We start from the raw sequence: 21,297 nt of genomic DNA, 5'->3' as shown, positions 1-21,297 counted from the left end.
GATGAGCGATACGGCTACCGCTTCGGCCACCGCTTTGGGCGCCACCTCCAGCATTGCCTCGGCATCCGCGCGGCAGACCGTGACGGCGCAGGACAAGTCGCCGGCCGCGGTGGCGCGCCAGTTCGAGGGGGTGTTCGCCGGGCAGATCGCCAAGATCATGCTGGAAACGGTGGAGGTCGACGATCAGTTCGGCGGCGGCCATGGCGAAGAGATGTTTCGCGGCATGATGGCAGAGCAGATCGGCAACCAGATCGCCAAGGGCAAGGGGCTGGGCATCGCCTCTGCCGTGGAGGCGCAGATCATCCGGATGCAGGGGGGCAACCCCAATGCTTCGGCCAGTGCGGCTTCCGGCCCGGCGCCAGGTGCCGCTTCCGGCGGGGCCTCTGGCGTAAAGGCCTATGCCGCGCAGGCCGCAAACGTTCAAAGTGGTGCGACACAGACAGCAGCCAGGCAGGCGGCGGCGGCGGAAGCGATCGCCGCGCAGGCCGGCACCGACCTAGGGGATAGCGGCGATGCCGAATGAAATGATCGAGATCATGACCTCTCTCTCGCTGGTCATGCGTGAGGAGACCGAGCGGCTTCAGCGGCGCGAGCGCGTGCTGGATCTTGCCTCGCTGGCGTCGGCCAAGCAGCGCCTGGTCGCCCAGCTTGAGGAAGTACTGGCGCGCCGCAACCGGCGCGAGCCCGAATGGCAGGTGGCGATGGACGACGAGACGCGCGACCGGCTGACCGAATGCCTGGCAGAGCTGCGCGCCGCCTCGATCGCCAACGCAGCGTTGCTGGAGCGGCAGATCGAACTGTCGATGGAAATGATGACCGCCATCGCCGACGAGGCGAAGCGCCTGAGCGGCAACCGCTCCTACACCTATGTGGCCAGCGGCGACATGTCGCGCGTGGAGGCGGCCACGCCGATCTCCTTCAACGGGGAATACTGAGCGTTATCGAGACGGAAAACGGGTTGGAAAAGATCAGGCGGCTCAGGCGTCCTCGCCCGGGCCGCCTTTTTCGTGCCCGCCATCCTGCTCCGGTGCCGCGCCGATCGCGTTCCGGCGGGCAACGTCGACGGCCACGGTGGCCGGTGCAGGGCGGCCGAACAGGAAACCCTGGCCGAATGCGCAGCCCCGCTCGACCAGAAAACGGGCCTGTTCCTCGGTCTCGATGCCTTCCGCCGTTACCGGCATTCCCAGACTGCGGCCCAGATCCAGCACCGTATTCACCAGCTTGCGGCCCGCATCGCGGTCCAGCGCCTGGATCAGCGTGCGGTCGATCTTGATGGTGTCCAGCGGCAAGTGGCACAGCCGGGCAAGGCTGGCATAGCCGGTGCCGAAATCGTCGAGGGCGATGCGCGCGCCGGCCTTGCGCAGCGCGTCGATGGTGGCGCGGGCATCGGCGACGTTGTTCATCATCGCATTCTCGGTGATCTCCACCGTCAGCCGTTCGGGCAGGAGGCCGCTGGCGAAGACGATCTGCAGCAGCCGCGTGGCCAGCCCGGGATCGCAGACCTGCCGGGGCGACATGTTCACGGCCAGTCCCACGCCATCCGGCCAGTCGCGCGCGTCGCGGCAGGCCTGGCGCAGCAGCGCGAACAGCATGTCGTCGATCAGCCGCAGGTCCTCGCTCAATTGCAGGAACAGGTCCGGGCCCAGCAGGCCGCGATGCGGGTGTTCCCACCGCGCCAGAACCTCGAACCGGGCCACTTCGCGCGACGGGAGCGTGACGATGGGCTGGTAATAGGGAATCAACTCTCCGCGCAGCAGGCCGGAACGCAGCGCCTCTTCCAGAGCGGCGCGATCGGTCAGGCTGGCCAGCATCTCCGGCGTGAAACGGCGCACGGCGGCACCGCCGGAAGCCTTGGCGCGCGACATGGCGATCGAGGCGGCACGCAGCAGCCGTTCGGGCGTGTCGGTGCCGCTGGGATCGCAGGCAATCCCGATCGAGGCGGTAAGGTGGATCATGTGCCGCCCCAGCACGATGGGGGAGGCCAGCACGTCCAGCAGGCTGGCGGCAACGCCGTCCGCAACGTCCACGCCATCGGCGAAAGGCAGCACGCAGGCGAACTCATCGCCGCCGACGTGGACCACCTGGCCCCCAAACCGCGCCGCGATCCGTGTGCAGCGCCCGGCGGCTATGGCGATCACTTCGTCCCCGGCGGCATGGCCGCACAAGTCGTTGACAAGCTTGAACCGGTCCAGATCAAGGATCAGCAGCGACAGCGGCTGTGAAGGGCCGTCGCTATCGCGCAGCAGGCTTACCGCCCGTTCGACGCCGCGCAATGGCGGCTCGTGCCCTTCGAATGAAAGTTCGGCGGCATCGCCACCTGAATGGGGCCGGTCTACCTGCCGTGCATTCGAATCTAGCTGGCCAGCCTTGGGCATCATCCGTCCGTTCTTATCCTATATTCATTATATTGGATAAGATTAGGCGGCGGCCGCTAACTCCCTACAATTTGCAAGTTATTCAAAGATAGCGGAAAGCACCGTGGCAATGCAGGCCGGATCGATAGCGTCCAGCGCCACTTCGTAGTCGGGGTTCAGGCTGAAGCCCAGCGTGTGGCCCTGACGGTCGAAGGTGATTGCGATCACCCGCAAGCCCTGGTCCTGCTCGATCACCGCAAGACCGCCGGCCGAGGGGAAGCGGTCCGGATCGACCACCAGCACCGCGCGGCCGGGAAGCCCGGCGCCCAGCGTCGAGCGGCCGATGCGCAGGCCGTAGGTGCGCGGGCCGGCGCCGCGCGGCGCCTCGACGAAGGCGTCGGTCGGCGTCTGCGCCAGCAGGCCGTCGGGCAGGGGCGAACCGAACACGGGCACCAGCCTGACCACGGCGCTGTCGGTTGCGCAGGCGGAAGCGGCAATGGCCTCGGCTTCGGCCTGGAAGGCCCGCGGCGCGGCGGCATCGAGAACGGGGACCGGGCGTTCGAGCACGGAAGTCTCCAGCGACGGGCGGGCAGAGGTGCCACGCGCCCTTGCGGCAACGACCCGCGACGGCGCGGCGGGCTGGATGGGGGCGGTCAGTTCGGAGCGCAGGGAAGCGGTGCGCGCGCGCGTCTTGGCGATACGCAGTTGCGGGTTGGCGACCAGTGACAGGAAAGGGGCCAGTTCGCCGCGTGCATGGGCGGCGGCGGCGATGGCGGCCAGCGCGGCATCGTCGGCCGCGGCGAAGAGGCGGCGCAGTGCGGCGCGCACTTCGTCGTTCCAGCGCTCATAGGGCTTGTGGGCGTTTTCGATGCGCGAAAGGATGACGGGGGCGATCCCGAACTCGTCCTCAAGCCGGGCGATCGTCAGCGTATCGTCGGCGGCACGGCGCGCGCGCAGGGCGGCCGCGATCAGCACGGCAAGGCGGTCCGCCTCCGGATCGGTGCGGTCGTTGCCCAGGATCGGCTCTGCCCATGCCTCGATATCGAAAGCGGGATCGTCGATGTCGACAAGCAGGTCCAGGGGATCGACGTGAAGGGCGGCGGCGATGGCGCGCATCTCGGCTGCGCGGGCAAATACCTCGCCTCTTTCGATCTTGGAAAGACGAATATAGGTAATATCCGGAAGCTGTTCAGCCAGTTCCAGCAATGAACCTATGTTCCGTTGCTTGCGAAACTTCCTTATCCCGTTTGGAAATACCAGGCTGCGGCAGGCGTCGATCTCAAGGGCTGCGGGTCCGGAGGCGGTCGCCTTCCTTGCCCGCCTGCCGGATCGAACTGATTTTTCTGTCATCGAAGCTCGAATTTCATTGCAATGCCCAAGATGTTTCATGAACTACAAAGGTGGTCAATATCGCACTTGGGGTGATGGCTCAAAACGGGTCACAACAGGATAGCTATCCCGAAACCCGGGTCTTCTCTCTAGTATGACCAGCCAAAGCTGAATGGTCATTGTATCGTCCCGATTGCAGGTTTTTAACCGTTACCTCGGGCCTGTAACGTCGCCGCGATGGCCACCTGCGGTTTGACGCTAGGCGACAAATTATTGAAATAGAGTATCAAATTGCAGGATAGCCGATCGCGGCCGACGCGCGCGAATGCGCGGCGGAAACGCGAACGGCGGCGGAAAACCGCGCTTCGCGATCGGGCAAATTCTGAAAAACCCCTCCTTTGAGGGGAAAACGCCCGAACCGGGAATTTGTTCCTTTAATTCCGGATTCATGCCGAAAAAAAGGAGGGCGCGCTCCGGTGGAGCGCGCCCAGTCTAGTCCCGCCCGATTGTATCTGGGGATGCTTGGACGGGGTTGATGAGAATCGGAAGCGGCCGCGGCGCCGTCTCAGCCGCGCCCAAGCGCGAGCTTGAGCAGGCCGATCTGCTTCTTGTAGACATTGGTCATCGCCGTGTAATCGGCCTGGACCTGCCCCAGCGACAGCAACTGGTCTTCAAGGGTGACGTTGTTGCCATCGGGCTTGGTCTCGCTGGTTTCGCTGTCCAGCACGATGCGCCCGCCGCCTTGCGGGGGCCGCGCGCCCAGCGCCGCCATCGAGGCGGAAAGCTCTATATGCGGGCGCGAGACGTGCGGCGCGCCGGTCGCTTCGCCGTACTGCGACACCAGTGAGGAGAAGTCGGGCGCGGTAACCGTGCGGGCCTTGTATCCGGGGGTTTCGCTGTTGGCGATGTTCTCGGAAATGACGCGCTGGTGTTCGGCCATCGCCTTCATGGAGGCGGCCATGCCGTCGAGCAACGGGGGAAGCGAAGACATCGGGTATTCCTTTAAAAAGGTCCGAAGGATCAGGAGGAACTGGTCAGGCGGGTCAGCGCGGCCTGATAATTGGCCAGTTGTGCCTTCTGGTATGCAGATCCGCCGTCGGAGGAAATGATACCGTCCACCAGCGCGGTCTTGGTCGAATCCCAATAGAGCGAACGATAGGCGGTCTGGATCATCGAAACTGCGGATTTGATCTTGGTCAGCGCGTTGGTAGCGCCGGCCTTGGTGGCAAGGCTCAGCGCGTTGGAAAGCGACAGGCTATAGGATCCGCCCGGTGTGACCTTGGGGTCGTTCTTGCCCTTGACCTTGGGCGTGCTCAGTTTCACCGGCGTCAGACCGAGCTTTGCCAGCGCGTCCTTTCCGGTGGCGCCGGCACCCAGAACCACCGTATGGCCCGAGGCGACGGTGATCTTCAAAGTCGTTTGCCCGTCCACGAGCGAGGTGGCGACGGTCGCGGAAGTGCCTGCGATCTTTTTGATCTTGGCCGCGAGAGTGGTCATCGTCTCATTCTTGTCGATCGTGATCGTCTTGGCATCCGCACCATCGATCGAGAGGCTGAATTCGTCACCTGCGCGCAGACTCGTCTGCGAGGCCAGAGTGGCGGAGGACGTCGGGTTCAACAGTCCACTATGCAGGCCCAGCGCGCTGAGCGCGTTGTCGCCACCGGACAGGGTGGTAATGCGGACCGGCTCTACCGTGGTGGCGGCAAGGCCCCACTGCGAAACTGTTTGTACTTCGCCGGTGCTGCCATCGATGCGGGCGATGAAGCCGTCGACAGTGCCTGCCTTGGTGCCTTCCAGCGTGCCGGCGGTGCGACCGCCGACATAAAGGGTATCGCCCAGCCAGGTCACGCTGTCGCCCTGATCGTCCTCTGATGTGCCGATATAGGTGGTGCTGGCGGAGGTCATGCCTGCATCGATGCGGGTGACGAAGGCGTCGCGCGCCCCGGTGATCGAATTGACCTGATCGCCGTTGACGGCACTGGTGGCGGCGCCGACCACGGCAATCTCGCCACTTTCCGACACTGCGATGGCGCGGGCTTCGACGCCGGTACCCAAGGTGATGGAACCAAGGTCGTTCGATAGCGAATTGGCGTCGATCATGCGCAGCTTGGAGACGCCGTTCTCGTTGGTCAGCGCCAGCAGGTTGCCCGAACTGTCGATCGCCAACGAATTGACAAGATCGTTGCCGCCGCTGTCGATCGTACGCCGTTCCACGGTCTTGCCGGTGGAATCGAGTTTGACGATGACCGCATCGCCGCCGCCTGTGGACGCGCGGCCGGCCACGTAAATGCTGCCGTCGTCGCCGACCGTCAGCGCGCTGGCCGTTTCCGTCCCGATCTGGCGGATCGCGGTGCTCGAAAGCTCTTCGCCGGTAGCGCTGTAGCGGGCCACAAGCAGGTCGGTCTGGCTCGGATCGCTGTTGTTGAATTCGCCACTGACCGAGCCGGCCACAACGATATCGCCGTTCGGCGCGATGGTGACGGCCGATCCGGTGGCGGAACCGGCTGCACCCAGATTGCGCTGCCAGACTACATTGCCTTCGGAGTCTACTTTGGTGAGGAAAAGGTCGTTTGACCCATCCGAGACGTGGCTGTCCAGGTCGCCGGCAGTAGTGCCGACGATATAGCTGAAGCCATTGGAGTCGGTAACCATGCCGCGCGCGGCGGTGGCGGCGTCGACGGTATAGTCTACAGTTGTGGTGCTCGTGGACGAAGAGGAGGTCGTTTTGGTGGTCGTGGTCGAGGCCGCGGCGGCAGCCTTGGCCTGCGCCGTGGCGGTGGCGTCGACGGCGTTGATCGAACTCAGGCGCTGCCAGGTCAACGAGCCGGCAATGTCGCCGAACTTGTAGATTTCGGCATCGGTGGTCGAATCCTTGCGGGTCTCTCCGCTGGCCACCATGATCGCGTCACCAGCATCGACCTGCTCCATCGAGATTTTCTCGATGCCGGATGGTTTGAGGACGAGGCCCCATTTCTCGGTGTCGCTGTCATACGCCACCGTAAACTTGGATTTCCACTCGCTGACGGGATTGCCGTCGGCATCGACCACCGGATTGCCGTTGGAATCGAGCTGCGGCTGTGCGCCGATTGCGGCATTGAGCGCGGCGGCGACAGAATCGAGCGTGGGTGGCTGGGTCGATTGCGAAAGATCGACATTCACCGTCTGCGTAGTCGTGCCCTTGGTCAGGGTGACCTGGAAGACTTCGCTACCGGTCAGTCCGGAAAGCGCATCGCCTTCCTTTGTCGAAACAGTGGTGCCCGCGACCGCGCCGGTTACGTCCGGTTTGTTCACCGCGATCGACTGCACCCTGCTGGCGGAGGTGCCGAAGTTCAGCGTCAGCAGATCGGTGTCCGTGGTGCTGATATAGCTCTGGATGTCGGCAAGGCCCTTGGCGAAGGCCTTTTCGAGCGAGGCGCGCTCGGTCGCGGAAGTGCCGGATTTGGTCGCGGCGTCGGCGAGGACCTGGAGGCTGGTGAGCGCCTTGTAGATCGTGAAAGTGGCGCGCACGTCGGGCAGATCGTCCAGCGAACTGTCGCGGCTGTAGGAACTGTCGATCACCGTCAGCATGTTCTTGATGGCAGTGACTTGGGCACTGGTGGAAGTGGTGGTGGTATCCTCCGTCTTCCACGGCGGCGTCGTCGTCGGCAGGGTGAAGGCCTTCTTGGCCTTCAGCACTGCAGCGCTGTCGGTTGTCGTGCTGGTGGATACGGCTGTCGAATAGGCGCTGCTTCCGCCCAGAATCGAGAGACCGATCAGTCCGCTGTTATAGTTTATCGTCAAATCTGCCTCCCGGGCTTCGCACCCGCCCGCTATCATCCTATAAGATAGACGGTCGCAGGCGCCGACAGGTCGGCATCGCGGACTTTTTTGGGGATGAAAGACGTGACGATGATGGCCCCGGTGGGCGAACCGCCCGAACTCAAGAAGTATTCGGGAATGCAACGCGCTGCCGCTTTGATGCTCTCGCTCGGCCATGAGCAGGGCAGCCCGATCTGGGATCAGCTGACGACGGAAGAGATCAAGGAGCTTTCGGCAACGATCGCCCAGCTTGGCCGCGTGCCTTCGGTGGTGGTCGAGTATCTGCTCGTCCAGTTTTCCGGCGAAGTGTCCAGCATGGCCTCGCTCCACGGCTCCTACGAGACGACCGAGCGGCTGCTGGAGGGCATTCTTCCCGGCGACAAGGTCAAGGAAATCATGGAGGACATCCGTGGTCCTTCCGGCCGCACGATGTGGGACAAGCTGTCCAACGTCAGCGAGGCGGTGCTCGCGGGTTACCTCAAGAACGAATATCCCCAGACGGTGGCGGTGATCCTGCACAAGCTGCGCCCCGATCACGCCGCCCGCGTGCTGTCCGAACTGCCGCGCGATTTCGCCACCGACGTGGTGATGCGCATGCTGCGGATGGATACCGTGCAGAAGGACGTTCTGGTCCAGGTGGAGCAGACGCTGAAGAGCGAGTTCATGACCAATCTCTCGCGCGCGCAGCGCCGCGATCCCCACGAGACGATGGCAGAACTGTTCAACGCGCTGGATCGTTCGACCGAAGAGGCGATGCTGAGCGAGCTGGACGAGAAGGCGCCGGAATCGGCCGAGCGGATCCGCGCGCTGATGTTCACTTTCGAGGATCTGGCCAACCTGCTGCCGGGCGCGATCCAGACGATCGTGCGCAATTGCAACAAGCGCGAGCTGGCGCTGGCCCTGAAGGGCGCGCCGGAAGAAATGAAGCGCGTGTTCTTCAACGCCATGACCGAGCGCGCCGCCAAGCTGATGCGCGACGACATGTCCGCGATGGGCCCCGTCCGCGCGCGCGAATGCGAGGAAGCGCAGACCGCGCTGGTCCGCCTTGCCAAGTCTCTGGGCGATCGGGGCGAGATCATGCTCGTCGATCCCAAGAGCGATGATGCGATGATTTACTGAGGCGTTCGAGAACGTTAGATCAACCCTGGGTGCGCGCGAATGGAGACAACCATGGCTATTGAGCCTTTCGGTTTCGATCGGGTCTTCCGCTTCGCTTCGGCTGAGGCCGAGGAGAAGGAGGGCGGTGAAGCCGTGCACGAGCAGTTGGCCGCGCTGGAAGCGCGGATCGAACGCATGCGTGAAGAACATTCCGCCGAACTGGCACACGCCCGAACCGATGGGTTCGAGGCGGGGCTGGCGCAGGCGCGGCATGAACGCGATGCCGCGCTGCTGGCAGCGGCCGATGCGCTGCATGCCGGGCTGGACGATATTGCCCGTCGTTTCGAAGACGTGGCGGATCACGTGGCGTGCGAAGCGGGATCGGTGGCATTGCTGGCAGCGGAAATGCTGGCCGGCCATGCCGTGGCGCTGGAACCCGCACGCGCCATCGAAGAGGCGCTGGCCCGGGCGCTGGAACAAGTGGCGCGCGGCACGCGGATCACCGTTCGCGTCCACCCCACGATGCGTGAGGATATCGAGCGGATCGTTGCCATGCGCCAGACCAGCGAGCGTCGCTCGCAGACGATCCTGGTGGTCGAGGATGGCAATGTCGCGCCGGCGGATGCCCGGATCGGCTGGGCGGAAGGCGGCCTTGGCGTCGATGCCGCGGCGCGCCGCAAGGCGGTGCTGGCGGAACTTGCCGGCCTGCTGAGCAGCGAGCGCGAAGACGCGTCGTCGGCTTCCCAACATGCTGAAACGGCAGTGGAAGGGGTTGCCGAGGCGGCGGATTCGGCGGTTGAAACGCCGCTGGAAGTGGCTGAAATCCAGGTCGCGACGGGGTTCGACGCCGCCGCGTAAACTTTTCCGGCGACCGGCAAGAGTTGCCTAGTCTCTTATCCTATAATGGACCTGAACGAGACCAGCGGGGTCCCGTCGGGAATAAGAGGCGATCTTGAACGCGTTGCGCAACTTTATCGAGCAGATCGGCACGCGTCGCGCCCTGCTGATGGGGGGCGTGGCCCTTGCCATGCTCGGGGCTCTCGCATGGGTGGCGTTCCGCACGCCGGCCAGCCAGATGGGCTACCTCTACAGCGATCTCGATCCTGCCGCCGCGCAGTCGATCACCGAGAAGCTGAAGGCACAGAACGTGCCTTTCCAGATCTCGGCGGACGGCACGGCGGTCATGGCCCCGGTCGACAAGCTGCCCGAACTGCGCATGTCGCTTGCGGGCGAGCAGTTGGGCGGCAAGATCGGTTACGAAGTGCTGGATGCGGAGGAGCCCTTCGGCGTCTCTTCCTCACGCGCCAAGCTCAACGAGACCCGCGCCATCGAGGGCGAACTCGCCCGCTCGATCGAGACGCTGGAAAAGGTGAGCAAGGCCCGCGTCCACATCGTCATGCCCGAACGCGCGATGTTCGAGACCGAAACGCGCAAGGCCAGCGCTGCCGTTACCGTGAAGACGGCAGGCCGTCTGCCCAACGAGACGGTACAGGCGATCCGCTACCTCGTCTCCTCCTCAGTGCCCGATCTGGCGCCGGAATCGGTTTCGATCGTCGACCAGACCGGCGCGCTGCTGGCGCGCGCGGGCGACGGCGGAGCCGGTGGCTCGGGCGATATCGAGGAACGCCAGTCGGCCATGGAAGGGCGCCTGCGTGACGAGATCGAGGCGATGATCGAACCGATCGTCGGCCAGGGCAAAGTGCGCGCCGAAGTGGCCGCCGTGCTGGAACGCGATCAGGTGCGCGAGGAATCGGAAGTCTACGATCCCGATACCCAGGTCGTCGCCCATCAGGTGACCGTCGAATCCAACGATCAGAACGACGAGAACGCCGCCGGTGCGCGCGGTGCCTCCGTGGCGACGCAGCTTCCCGACAATCAGGGCAACGTCGGCGGCACGGGCGGCGACAGCCGCCGCTCCGCCCGCAACGAAACCTCCGAAGACACCACTTACCAGAACAGCCGCACCAACAAGGTGGCCGTGCGCACGCCGGGCCAGGTCAAGCGCCTGACCGTGGCCGTGATGGTGGACGGCGGCCCGCAGGGTCTGCCCGCGCCGCAAGTGCAGCGCCTGCAGCGCCTGGTCGAGAACGCGGTCGGCTTCGATGCCGCGCGCGGCGACAGCGTGGTGGTGGAGAACATGACGTTCAGCACCCCCGCCGATATCGACGGCGCATCGGCCGGCCTGCCGTTCGGCCTGACCTGGGACCGCCTGTTCGACGTGCTGAAGATCGTGCTCGTCGGCGGGATCGCCCTGATCGGCCTGCGCATGCTGAAGCCCAAGCTGGCCCTGCCGGCCCCGGCGCCGCAGCTTCTCGAAGGCGTGGTGGAGAAGTCCGCCATCGACAGCGAGATGCTGGCGCTGGGCGAGCGCGCCGCCGATGGCGACGAGGAAGCGATGCGCCGCCTCGAACAGCTGCGCGGCGAGAATGGTGAGCCGCTGCTCGACCAGGAAATCGCGCTGGCCCAGGTCGACGGCCGCATCAAGCTCTCCGCCCTGCGGCGCATCGGTGATGCCATCTCCGCAAGTCCCGCCGAGTCCGCCTCGGTGATCCGTCAATGGATGAACAGTTGAAAGGCCCCCTCATGAGCGACGAACTCGAGCCCCGCCAGCTTGCCCCGGCGTTCCTGAACGACGACGAGCCGATGGACGATACCGAGGCGCGCCCCTGGTCGCCCCGTCCGACCACGCCGCCCACGCCCGATGACCTTCAGGCCGTGTTCGATGTGCCGGTGAAGGTGCAGGCCGTCCTCGGCCGCTCGCGCATGGACATCGGCGATCTGCTGCGCCTCAAGCCCGGCATGGTGGTCGAGTTGGACCGCCGCGTGGGTGAGCCGGTGGACATCTTCGTCAACAACCGCCTGATCGCGCGCGGCGAAGTGGTGCTGATCGACAGCGCACTGGGCGTTACCCTGACCGAAATTGTGAGGCAGGACGGATGATACCCGCCGGGAAACCGGATACTCGACCTGAGGTCGGGCCGGAAATCGGGCCGGATACGGGCGTGGATACGCTCATCGGGGCGGACCGCGAACCCGCGGCGGTGGATGGCGCGCAGGCCGATGGCACGCGGCTGATGCTGGTGGGCGAACTGGGCCAGGCGATGGGGCTGGCGGTCGAGATGGTGCGCGGTTCCGCCGCCAGCATCGCCGTCGGCACCGCCGGCGGCGCGATCCGCGAGACCTGGCGCTGCGGCGGCGAAGTGGCGGTGATCGAGATTTCGGTCGACATGCCCGACGTGATCGCGCGGTTGCGCGGGGAGCGTTCGGGCAAGCCGAACTTCCGCCGCTCGGTCAGCGGCCTTGTCGGCCACAGCATCGATCATGTCGAGCGTGAGCTGATCCTGCAGACGCTCGAACGCTGTTCGGGCAACCGCACCAGCGCGGCGTCGATGCTGGGCATCTCGGTGCGCACCATGCGCAACAAGCTGCGCACCTTCCTGTCCGACGGGCAGGTGCTGCCGCCGGGCCTGCTGCGCCATTAACGCAGCCGGGTGCCCGGTAAAAAGCCGAATGCGCCTCAGTCGAATCCACCGTTGAATACAGTCAAAGATTTCGGGTGAAGCGATGAATGCTCTAGCGATTCCCAGGCTCAACCAGTTCCTTGCGCGGCTGGGCCCCAGCCGCGACCTTGCGCTGGCGCTGGGCGTCACCGCGATCATCGCCATGCTCATCCTGCCGATGCCCGGCTGGATGCTGGACATGGGCCTGGCGCTGTCGATCACCGCTTCGGTGCTGATCCTGATGACGGCGCTGTTCATCGAAAAGCCGCTCCAGCTTTCCAGCTTCCCGACGATCCTGCTGATCGTGACGATGCTGCGGCTGGGCCTGAACCTTGCCTCCACCCGCCTGATCCTGGGCCACGGGCATGAGGGGCATCAGGCGGCAGGCGGCGTCATCGCGGCCTTCGGCGAGTTCCTGATGGGCGGCGAGACCGTTATCGGACTCACCATCTTCGCGATCCTGATCGTCATCAACTTCGTGGTCATCACCAAGGGTGCGGGCCGCATCGCCGAAGTGGCGGCGCGCTTCAGCCTCGATGCCATGCCCGGCAAGCAGATGGCGATCGACGCCGATCTCAACGCCGGCACCATCACCGAAGCGCAGGCGCGCGAACGCCGTGCCGAGATCGAGGCCGAGAGCGGCTTCTACGGCGCGATGGACGGTGCGTCCAAGTTCGTGAAGGGCGATGCCGTCGCCGGGCTGCTGATCACCGCGATCAACGTGGTGGTAGGCCTGATCATCGGCGTCGCCATCCACGGCGTGCCGTTCGGCGAGGCGTTCAAGACCTACACGATCCTGACCGTGGGCGACGGTCTGGTCAGCCAGATCCCGGCGCTGATCGTTTCGACCGCTGCCGGCCTGCTGGTGTCCAAGGGCGGCGTCACCGGCAAGACCGGCGCGGCGCTGGGCGATCAGCTGGGCCGCTACCCGAAGGCTTTCGGCATCGTTGCGGTGCTGATGGGCGCGCTCTCGCTGATGCCCGGCCTGCCGTTCATTCCTTTCGCCACGCTGGGCGGCCTCTGCGGTTGGGCGGCCTGGACGATGACGAAGAAGGCGGAAGCGGAAGTCGTGCGTGAGCGTATCGAGGCCGCGCAGGCCAAACAGCGCGAGGCGGCGACGGCCGAGGAGCCGATCGCCCGCACGCTGGCCATCGACGCGCTGCGCATCGAGCTGGGCTATGGCCTGCTGCCGCTGATCAACGACGCCACCGCCGAACCGCGCCTGGACGATCAGGTGAAGGCGCTGCGCCGCCAGATGGCGATCGATTTCGGCTTCGTGCTGCCGTCGGTCCGTATCCTCGACAACATGGCGCTCCAGCCCAACGAGTACATCGTATTCGTCAAGGAGACGGAGATTGCGCGCGGCGAACTGCGCATCGGCAAGCTGCTGCTGATCAACGCCGCCGGCGGCGAGACCGGCCTGCGCGGCGAGCCCACGCGGGAGCCGGTGTTCCAGCTTCCGGCCTTGTGGATCGACCGCGAAATGCGCGAGGAAGCGGGCTTCCGCGGCCTTACCGTGGTGGACTGCGGCACCGTGGTCACCACCCACCTGACCGAGATCGTCAAGGACAACATCGCCGACCTGCTCTCCTATACCGAGACGCAGAAGCTGCTGAGCGAAGTCCACAAGGATACCGAGAAGCTGATCGCCGACCTGATCCCGGCGAAGATCTCGATCTCCGGCGTGCAGCGCATCCTCCAGAACCTGCTGGCTGAGGGCGTCTCGATCCGCGACGTGCCGACGATCCTGGAAGGCATCGCCGAAGCCACCGCGATGACCAACAACCTGACGCAAGTGACCGAGCATGTGCGTGCTCGCCTCGCCCGCCAGATTTCGGCGCAGCAGACGTTCGATGGCACGATCCCGATCGTCACGCTCAGCAGCGACTGGGACGAGGCCTTTGCCGAGGCGATCGTCGGGCAGGGTGACGAGCGCCATCTGGCCATGGCACCGTCCAGCCTGCAGTCGTTCATCGGCAACGTGCGCGAGACTTACGACCGCTTTGCCGCGCAGGGCGAGATTCCGTGCCTGCTCACCAGCCCGCCGCTGCGGCCCTTCGTGCGATCGATCATCGAACGCGTCCGCCCGGCGACAGTGGTGCTCTCGCAAAACGAGATTCACCCGCGCGCGCGCCTGCGCAGCCTGGGCACGATTGGGTGAGCAATCGCGCCGGTCGGCCGTCGAGACCGGGAAGGCGCAAAACGCTCTATGATACAATGTGGCCGGGTTTACCCCGGCGAGGGTAGCGATACATGACAGTTTCCATCAATGCCGTGATTCCAATGGCGGCTCCCGCCGCAAGCTCGCCGGCTGCAGCCGCGCTGGCCAATTCGGGCGCGGGTGGCGGAAGCGGCAAGTCATCGTCGTTCGGCTCGATGGTGGACGACGCTGCGACCACGCGCGCCGACAACCCTTCGGCCACGCCCGCTAAAGGCCAGTCCTCCAAGGATCAGCCTGCCAAGGCCCCCGCCAAGAGCGGCTCGGCCAAGGACGCGCAGTCGTCGAGCGATACGAAATCCGCCGATGCCAGCACCGATGCGGGCGCCACTGCCGATGCGGCGCCGACCGACGCGGCTGCAGCTGGCACCGATGCGCAGGCTGCAGCGGAAACCGCGGCCGAAACCGTTGCCGATACCCTGGCGAGTGCGGAGGACATGGCCCCGACCGTCGATGCCACGCTCGCCTCGGCAGCGGACGTCGCGCAAACCGCCACGACGCCTGCCGCCACGACTTTGCCGACCCCGGGAACGGCCACGGCCAAGCCGATGAACATGGCCGGTCACAAGACGGCGGCCACCGACAAGACATCCGCGGCGACGCCCGCCGCAACCACCGAACTTGCAAGCGCGACGCCGGGGGATGCCACGGCCACCGACGCGGCCGATACCGCCGGAGCCGGCGAACCGGACAAGGCGAACGCCCACGCGCGCACCGCCGATGCGGACGATCAGGCGGTACCCCTGCCGATCCAGCAGGCCACCACGCCGGCCCAGACACCCGTTGCGAGCGCGCAGGTGGCATTGGCCGGCGCGCAGGCGACCACCGCGAGCGCCACCGCCGAAACCACCCCTGCCGATGTCACGGCCAATGCCGACGACAAGGGCGTGAAGGTTGAGGGCACTGCCACCACCGCCACCACGACTTTCGCCCAGGCTGCATCCTCGCGCGGCCAGGCCGCCAAGCATGCCGCGTTCGGAACAGCCGCAGAAGGCGCAGCCGCGAACGCCGGCGGCACCAGCGGCGGAGCCGGCCATGCCTCCGCCGATTCCGCCGGCCCGCGCGATGGGGCGCTGGCCTCGGCCGATACGGCATCCGCGGGCGCGGACGGCTCCACGCTGTCCAGCCCGGTGCTGACCCAGACTTTCGCCACTGCGGCCACTCGCCCGGCGGCGCTGCCCTATCCCACCAGCACGGCGACCACGCAGACCGCGACGGTTGCGGTGCAGGAGGGCCAGTTCGGCAACGACATCGGCGTCCAGATCGCCCGCGCTCTCGACAAGGGCGGCAACGACCTGCTCATCAAGCTGGATCCCCAGCACATGGGCCGCATCGACGTGCGCCTCTCGTTCGATCACGACGGGGTGCTACGTGCGGTGATGTCGGCCGACAGCTCGACCGCGACCGACTTGCTTCGCCGCGAAAGCACCGACCTGAACAGGGCGCTGGCCGATGCCGGCGTGCGCGCCGATGGCCAGTCGCTGCGTTTCGATACGCGTTCGGGCGGCCAGGGCACGGGGCAGGGTAACGGTAGCCAGGGCGGCGGCCAGGGCAACCAGCGCTGGCAGGGCCAACAGGCCGGCGCAGACGATTTCAGCGGGGGCGACGACCCGATCTACCGCTCGCTCAGAAGCAGCGGCCACGTCGATCTCATGGCATAGGACATCAGTATATGACCACTGCAGTTTCCGGCAACTCGTCCTCGACGACGAGCGACAGCACTTCCTCGGCCACCACCAGCCTGCTGTCGGACTACAACCTGTTCCTCAAGCTGCTGACCACGCAGATGACGAACCAGGATCCGCTGAACCCCACCGACACATCGGAATACACCCAGCAGCTGGTGCAGTATTCGCAGGTGGAACAGCAGATCCAGCAGAACGGGACGCTCAGCGACATCCTGTCGCAGCTCACGTCCTCGCAGATGTCGCAGTATTCCAGCTTTATCGGCAAGGAAGCGCGCTTCGATTCCCCGGTGGCCGGCCTCGGCACCGATCCGGCGCACTGGACCTATTATGTGGACGGTACGCCCGCCTCGGTCACCGCGACGATCTCGGATTCCAGCGGCAAGGTCGTGCAGACGGTGACGCTCGATCCCACCTCGCAGGGCGAATACAAGTGGGACGGCACCCAGGCGGACGGCACCACGGCCGCCAGCGGCGCCTACACCATGGCGATCACGGCCACCGACGCGGCGGGCAACACGCTGGACACCACGATCAATTCGGTGGCGAAGGTTTCGGATGTCGTCACGGACGGTTCGACGATCATGCTGGGCGTCAACGGCATCCGCATGTCGGTCGACGGACTGGTCGCACTGGCTGCCACCGACACCGATATCTGACGCCCCGTACAGCCGCCGAGTGGGCTGCGCGGCGGCGGGGTTGGCGGGCCCCGTCGCCGTTTCGGCGGCGGTTCGAATGGAAATGACCCGGTTGCGGGTGCGACAGCGGAAGGCCCGCTTGGAAATGCGTTCATCACGCATTTCCAAGCGGGCCTCTTGCGTTGAGGGAGGGTGGTCAGCTGCGGCCGGAGATCTGGCATCCCGCCAGCATGGCAGCCGTCTGTCCGGGCAGGAAATCCCCTCCCTGATCGTCCAGCGCCACGTCCAGCCGCGTGCAGCCGGGCAGATGCTCGGGCAGGGCCAGCACCATCAGGCAGTCGGCGATCGACGGATCGTCGGACGGGCCGATCATGTCGATCACGTCCTCCTCGCAGATCCCCGGCTGCGCCATGCAGCGCAAGGCTGCGGCCTGCCAGAGCTTGCCTGGTGAATCCACTCTCAGTTTGAGAGAAAACTGGTATTCGATCTGCGACATTGCATGTCTGTCAATCTTTTCCACGCGCCCCAAAGGTAAATTTTCCGTCATTGAACTCTCAAGAATACATCCCGCATTGCTTGAAGTGTCCGCGCCCCTCGGACCCTGGGAGTGACCAGCAAGAAGACCAATGGCTTTCGTATACTGGGCAACCAACTAAGGGATTTCCCGTATGGGTTTTATGCCGCGGGGGGGTGTTTGGAAAAAGCTTGGAAATCAGCGGATTGCCGGGCCTGTATGGGGGTTTTTACCAAGTGGAAAATTGGAAATGTAACACTTGTATGAAACCTCCGATCCGGACCTTTCTCCCATATGCCAAGGGATCGAAAAGACCCGCCGAAGTTGGCGCGAGAAAATGCTCCGAAATGGTACATGGTTTCCGGCCGACCGAAAGTGGAAGCGCTACCACTTTGCATTGAACCCATCGGGTGAACAGCGCGCTTGGGCGAGGGGGCAGAGGCCGGGAGGCGTCAGCGCTAAAGGGCCCTCCCGGAAGCATCCTGGGCCATGCGATCGTCCTGACCGAGCATTGCAATCCGTACTGGAGCCTTCGGCGTAGGTGGGAGGCTTGGGATCGATGTCATTGCTGCCAACCGCCTGCCTAATCTGCCGCATGGATTTGCGGAGGGCGTCCAAGAACGCTCGGCTGAATTTTTCATGAGATGCCAACGATCGGCAACCTGCTCGGCATGCGGCAGCCCTTTTGCGATCGCTTCACCATAGCCACCGCTCCGTCCGGTCTCGGGCGACGATCAATATCGATGGGTGTTTGGCAATGTCTCCATTGCCCTATCCGGCAGGCAGGTAACCTGCCTCCTACGTTCCAGATCGCAAACAATCATTTCGTATGTCTGGCCTCGCCGGAAAGCGAAGTCGTCGATACCAATGACACGAGGCTCCTCATGAGAACCGACGGCGCGCCGACGTACCACCCGCAAAAGGGTGTCCTTGCTCATGGGCATCATCAGGTGTTTGGCAAATTCGGCTCCAGGCCTGCCGCCGGGCGCCAACCCGAGAAGGTGGGCAATTGCCTCAAGTCGTTGGGGTATGTCTTCCATAGCAAGCCAGGAAGCCGAGAACGGCGCGACGCGCAGCCAGCGGAAGATCCAACGGACCACGCATAACGGCTCTGAACTCGTCGGCTTGGACGCCCATTATCCGGCTAAACACCCGAACCACGCCGTGAGCGGAGTGTAATCTGGAAATCACCTCCAACACTTTGTACCGATACAACAGCAAAGCCATCAGGAGCCAGACGCGCACGTTGGAATCGACCATGCATGGCAGATCCTCCCAATGCTGCAGGAGGAGCTTGCTTTCAACAGCAGTAGATGTGAGTCAGGGCCAGCGTTCGGAGAAAATCAACAGGCAGCACTCCAATCGAGAAAGGGAAGGATGCCCTGGGCTTTGTTGGATAGCCCTTGCGCATTCCTTTCCTCGATTATCCGAAGGCTTACCCTAGCTGATCAATCTCTTGTACCGGGGCTGATGTCGAACCCTCGCGTGCTCCATCAGCCCCGTATGCCGGATGGCCTCTTTTCTGGGGTGTGTCTGAAAATCCGCCATAGACGGATTTTGGGGCACTAATCAGGCAACCCGACGGTTCTCCACCGCCTGCGCCTCGGCGCGGGTAATGATCGGGCGGAACACGAGGCTGAGCAGCATCTGGTCCTCGCTCGGCACGGCGGGCACGATAAGGAAGCCTTCCGGCGCCTCGATCCGATAGAGGCCCGGTGCCACTTCCTCCATGCCGTCGGTAACGATGGGCACGGGCGTGGCATCCTCGGTGGTCAGGCTGCTGGCAGGCTGCAAGCTGACCTCCTCGAGTTGCACGAACTGGAACAGGCGGCCCAGGAATAGACCGATCGAGAACTGACCCCTGCCCACCGGCACGATGGCACGGAAGAAACCGTCCGCCGTACGATGCGCGCCGACCGTCTTGGCTACGGATTCACCGCCGCCGTAGACCTGGATCGGCAATTGCAGCGCGTCGACATCCACGTCGCCCTTGGCGAATTCCAGGTTGAAGCGGCGAATGCTGAAAATCGAGAGATTCAGCGGCAGCCCGAATTGCTGGAGTTCGCCCGGCACATAGGTGCGTCCGGCGGTACGCATATAGTAAAGGCCGCGGCGTCGGATGCTCCTCAGTGCGGTTTCGGGGTTGGCCATTTCCAGCATCGCATCGACACCGAAATTGGCGTCATGCCTGAAGTTGCTGAAAATGCCGACTTCCGCCTCCACAGGCATCAGCAACAGCCGGCTTAAGACGGCCATCGCGGCGCGGCGACGACTGTCCTTGTCGTTCGAACGCGGCGGATTGACGAAGCCCTTACCCACTTCGCGGATAAAGTCGAGGCAGGCTTCCTGCCCTTGGTTGCGACACTCGCGCTGCTCGGGCGCAAAGCTGGTCATCTCACGAATCGGAGTGCCATCCGAGTCGTAATCAAGCGCTGATCCGACCGACATGGTGCAGAACTGCTCGATCGTGGAGATCGAATTGAAAACTGTCGTCAGTACGTTGAAGTCGTAGTTTCGGGTGTCGAAATACCCTTTCTTGTCGAGCCCCGAAGGCACGTGTTCGCGTAGCAGCAAGTAGCGACCGGCAACATCCAGCTTCATGTCCGTTCGCAGGAACGTCTCGGTAGCGTTCTGCACCGACCCGTTGCAACCGAGGTCGACCATCATGACCGCATCGCCCTGCTCGACGCCGGCGCTGCGCAGGTGGATCATCATGCGCTCGCGGAACGCAGCCGAGCGCTTGAGCACTTTCTTGAGGTTGTGAGCCTGCATCACCCGCTTGCCGAAACCTTCAAGGTCTCCTTCCAGCAGCTTGGCAGTCTCCTCTCCGTCGAACAGCAACTGGCGTGCACAGATCAGAGCCTTCTCAAGCGTCTTCTCGATGTGCGGGACCAGCCACGGCGTCATGTGTTCACGGACAGCGGCCTCGTCGATGAAGCTGGAGCCGACGGCGATAACCCGGCTGATCGCGACTTCGACTGCCCGCTCGGCCCAATCGGGATGGAGCGCTGCAAAGGCCCTGGCCGGAAGATGGCCGTCGCGCTGAAGGAATAGAAGTTTAACCTTCTTCCCGGTCGCAGCCTCCATAGCTTCGGCTTCCTCGCGGATCCACGAAGCGAAGCCGTGCATGATCGGGCCGAGAATATCGTGCCCAAAGGCATAGGTTGGGTCGTCCTCGGTCCGCAAGGCAATCTGCGCCCGGTGCGGTTGATAGGCCGGCACGGTGACGCGCGTAGCGGGATCGATGATGCTCGCCGCTGCAGCCTCCATACGCAAACGCTGCTGAGCCTGCGTGTCGAACTGTACGAAATGGACGCTGGGAATGTTCAATTGACGCGCCGCGGCAAGATCGGCGGCAAAATTGTCGCCCACGTGCAGCATTTGCTCGGGCTGGATGCGGAGTTCCTTGAGTACAAAACGGAACAGGCCGCCATGCTTGTTCACACCATACTCACAGGAGCAGAAGATCTTATCGATCATCGCCGCAAGGTCCGCTCCGCCAACATCCGAGATCAGGCTGCGCAGTCGCTTTTCAGACAGATAGGTGTCCGAGACGATGATTACCTTGAGCCCCCGCCGCTTCGCATCGAGGATCAATTGGCGAGTTGGCTCGAAGGCAAAGCAGTGTCGTGCCTCGGCGTCGAGTTCCGCCTGAACCATGGCGGCGTGCTCGTCCTTGCCCGCGCCTGGCAGCAGTTCCGCGTGTATTTCGTCCAACGTGACTTCGAAGCGCTTGTTGCGATCGGGCGCAACCATGCGGGCCCGAGTCTCGGCCAACCGGCGTCTCGTGATCGCTCCGCCTGCCAGTGGCAAGTCGGACAAGAGATCATACCAAGACTCTGTGTTACGCCAAATCAATGTGTCGAAGCAATCGAGCGAGAGATATTCGAGTTTGAGGTCTTCCGGCACGATGTCGAGAAGTTTGGGTAGGTCCGCGGCGCGGATGGAGGTCTTGGACATTGCATCCCTCAGATATGGCCGGCCTCCGATAGGCCTTGGATATGGCTGGCCTCGGGTGTGGCTGGCTGGATATAAACGGGCAGAACAGAGAGGGGTCCCGGTTCTCGGTCTTGCCTCAATATAGAGGGAACGCCGCCACTCCGGTGCGGGCGATGCCATGCGCAAAAAAAATGCCGCATCCCCCCACCCATTCAAACTGCCAT

The 21,297-nt window shown here is 64.3% G+C and carries 16 protein-coding genes and 1 pseudogene; 10 read left to right on the top strand and 7 right to left on the bottom strand.

Annotated features, from left to right (window positions below; all coding sequences use genetic code 11):
- Position 1: 1 nt before the first annotated feature.
- The gene (locus tag WBP07_RS12110; RefSeq protein WP_395391295.1) at positions 2–523 is read left to right on the top strand and encodes a rod-binding protein; all 522 of its coding nucleotides are present in this window, start codon (positions 2–4) and stop codon (positions 521–523) included.
- 1 nt (position 524) lies between these two features.
- Complete coding sequence (locus WBP07_RS12105) at positions 525–935, top strand: flagellar biosynthesis protein FlgN (protein ID WP_395391294.1); 411 nt, start codon at positions 525–527, stop codon at positions 933–935.
- 42 nt (positions 936–977) lie between these two features.
- Here the strand turns inward: WBP07_RS12105 and WBP07_RS12100 are convergent, their stop codons facing one another.
- From WBP07_RS12100 to WBP07_RS12085, 4 genes are all read right to left on the bottom strand, one after another.
- A complete protein-coding gene (locus WBP07_RS12100; RefSeq protein ID WP_395391293.1) occupies positions 978–2,378 on the bottom strand; it encodes a putative bifunctional diguanylate cyclase/phosphodiesterase in 1,401 nt (466 codons plus the stop codon).
- 75 nt (positions 2,379–2,453) lie between these two features.
- Complete coding sequence (locus tag WBP07_RS12095; protein WP_395391292.1) at positions 2,454–3,560, bottom strand: XRE family transcriptional regulator; 1,107 nt, start codon at positions 3,558–3,560, stop codon at positions 2,454–2,456.
- Between the two features lie 688 nt (positions 3,561–4,248).
- Positions 4,249–4,674, bottom strand: a complete 426-nt coding sequence (locus WBP07_RS12090) for a flagellar basal body protein (RefSeq protein WP_395391291.1) — start codon at positions 4,672–4,674, stop codon at positions 4,249–4,251.
- Between the two features lie 29 nt (positions 4,675–4,703).
- Positions 4,704–7,463, bottom strand: coding sequence for a hypothetical protein (locus WBP07_RS12085; protein ID WP_395391290.1), 2,760 nt, complete (start codon positions 7,461–7,463; stop codon positions 4,704–4,706).
- Positions 7,464–7,571: 108 nt separating this feature from the next.
- Here WBP07_RS12085 and WBP07_RS12080 point away from each other — a divergent pair, with 108 nt between their 5' ends.
- The 8 genes from WBP07_RS12080 (at position 7,572) to WBP07_RS12045 (ending at position 16,641) form a co-directional block, all read left to right on the top strand.
- Positions 7,572–8,600, top strand: a complete 1,029-nt coding sequence (locus WBP07_RS12080) for a flagellar motor switch protein FliG (protein ID WP_395395786.1) — start codon at positions 7,572–7,574, stop codon at positions 8,598–8,600.
- A gap of 51 nt (positions 8,601–8,651) precedes the next feature.
- Positions 8,652–9,437: a hypothetical protein gene (locus WBP07_RS12075; protein WP_395391289.1), complete on the top strand. Its 786-nt coding sequence runs from the start codon at positions 8,652–8,654 to the stop codon at positions 9,435–9,437.
- A 94-nt stretch (positions 9,438–9,531) separates the two neighbouring features.
- Positions 9,532–11,151 (top strand): flagellar basal-body MS-ring/collar protein FliF, encoded by a 1,620-nt coding sequence (fliF, locus tag WBP07_RS12070; protein ID WP_395391288.1) that lies wholly within the window; start codon positions 9,532–9,534, stop codon positions 11,149–11,151.
- A gap of 11 nt (positions 11,152–11,162) precedes the next feature.
- Positions 11,163–11,519 (top strand): flagellar motor switch protein FliN, encoded by a 357-nt coding sequence (gene fliN / locus WBP07_RS12065; protein ID WP_395391287.1) that lies wholly within the window; start codon positions 11,163–11,165, stop codon positions 11,517–11,519.
- A gap of 62 nt (positions 11,520–11,581) precedes the next feature.
- Positions 11,582–12,061 (top strand): helix-turn-helix domain-containing protein, encoded by a 480-nt coding sequence (locus tag WBP07_RS12060; protein ID WP_395391286.1) that lies wholly within the window; start codon positions 11,582–11,584, stop codon positions 12,059–12,061.
- Between the two features lie 82 nt (positions 12,062–12,143).
- Positions 12,144–14,240 carry a flagellar biosynthesis protein FlhA gene (flhA, locus tag WBP07_RS12055; RefSeq protein ID WP_395391285.1) on the top strand — a complete coding sequence of 699 codons (2,097 nt, stop codon included), beginning with the start codon at positions 12,144–12,146 and terminating at the stop codon, positions 14,238–14,240.
- Positions 14,241–14,332: 92 nt separating this feature from the next.
- Positions 14,333–15,958 (top strand): flagellar hook-length control protein FliK, encoded by a 1,626-nt coding sequence (locus tag WBP07_RS12050; protein WP_395391284.1) that lies wholly within the window; start codon positions 14,333–14,335, stop codon positions 15,956–15,958.
- Positions 15,959–15,969: 11 nt separating this feature from the next.
- On the top strand, positions 15,970–16,641 hold the full coding sequence (locus tag WBP07_RS12045; protein WP_395391283.1) for a flagellar hook assembly protein FlgD: 672 nt from the start codon (positions 15,970–15,972) through the stop codon (positions 16,639–16,641).
- 175 nt (positions 16,642–16,816) lie between these two features.
- Here WBP07_RS12045 and WBP07_RS12040 read toward each other — a convergent pair whose 3' ends face one another.
- From WBP07_RS12040 to WBP07_RS12030, 3 genes and pseudogenes are all read right to left on the bottom strand, one after another.
- Positions 16,817–17,116, bottom strand: a complete 300-nt coding sequence (locus tag WBP07_RS12040; protein ID WP_395391282.1) for a hypothetical protein — start codon at positions 17,114–17,116, stop codon at positions 16,817–16,819.
- A gap of 549 nt (positions 17,117–17,665) precedes the next feature.
- Positions 17,666–18,156 (bottom strand): annotated as a pseudogene (locus WBP07_RS12035) (transposase); the annotation flags it as partial.
- Between the two features lie 547 nt (positions 18,157–18,703).
- A complete protein-coding gene (locus tag WBP07_RS12030; protein ID WP_395391281.1) occupies positions 18,704–21,253 on the bottom strand; it encodes an HAD family hydrolase in 2,550 nt (849 codons plus the stop codon).
- Positions 21,254–21,297: the final 44 nt, after the last annotated feature.

Origin of the sequence: Novosphingobium oxfordense, assembly GCF_044029435.1 — a bacterium.
Lineage (GTDB): Bacteria > Pseudomonadota > Alphaproteobacteria > Sphingomonadales > Sphingomonadaceae > Novosphingobium.
This window is presented reverse-complemented; position numbering and strand designations above follow the sequence as displayed.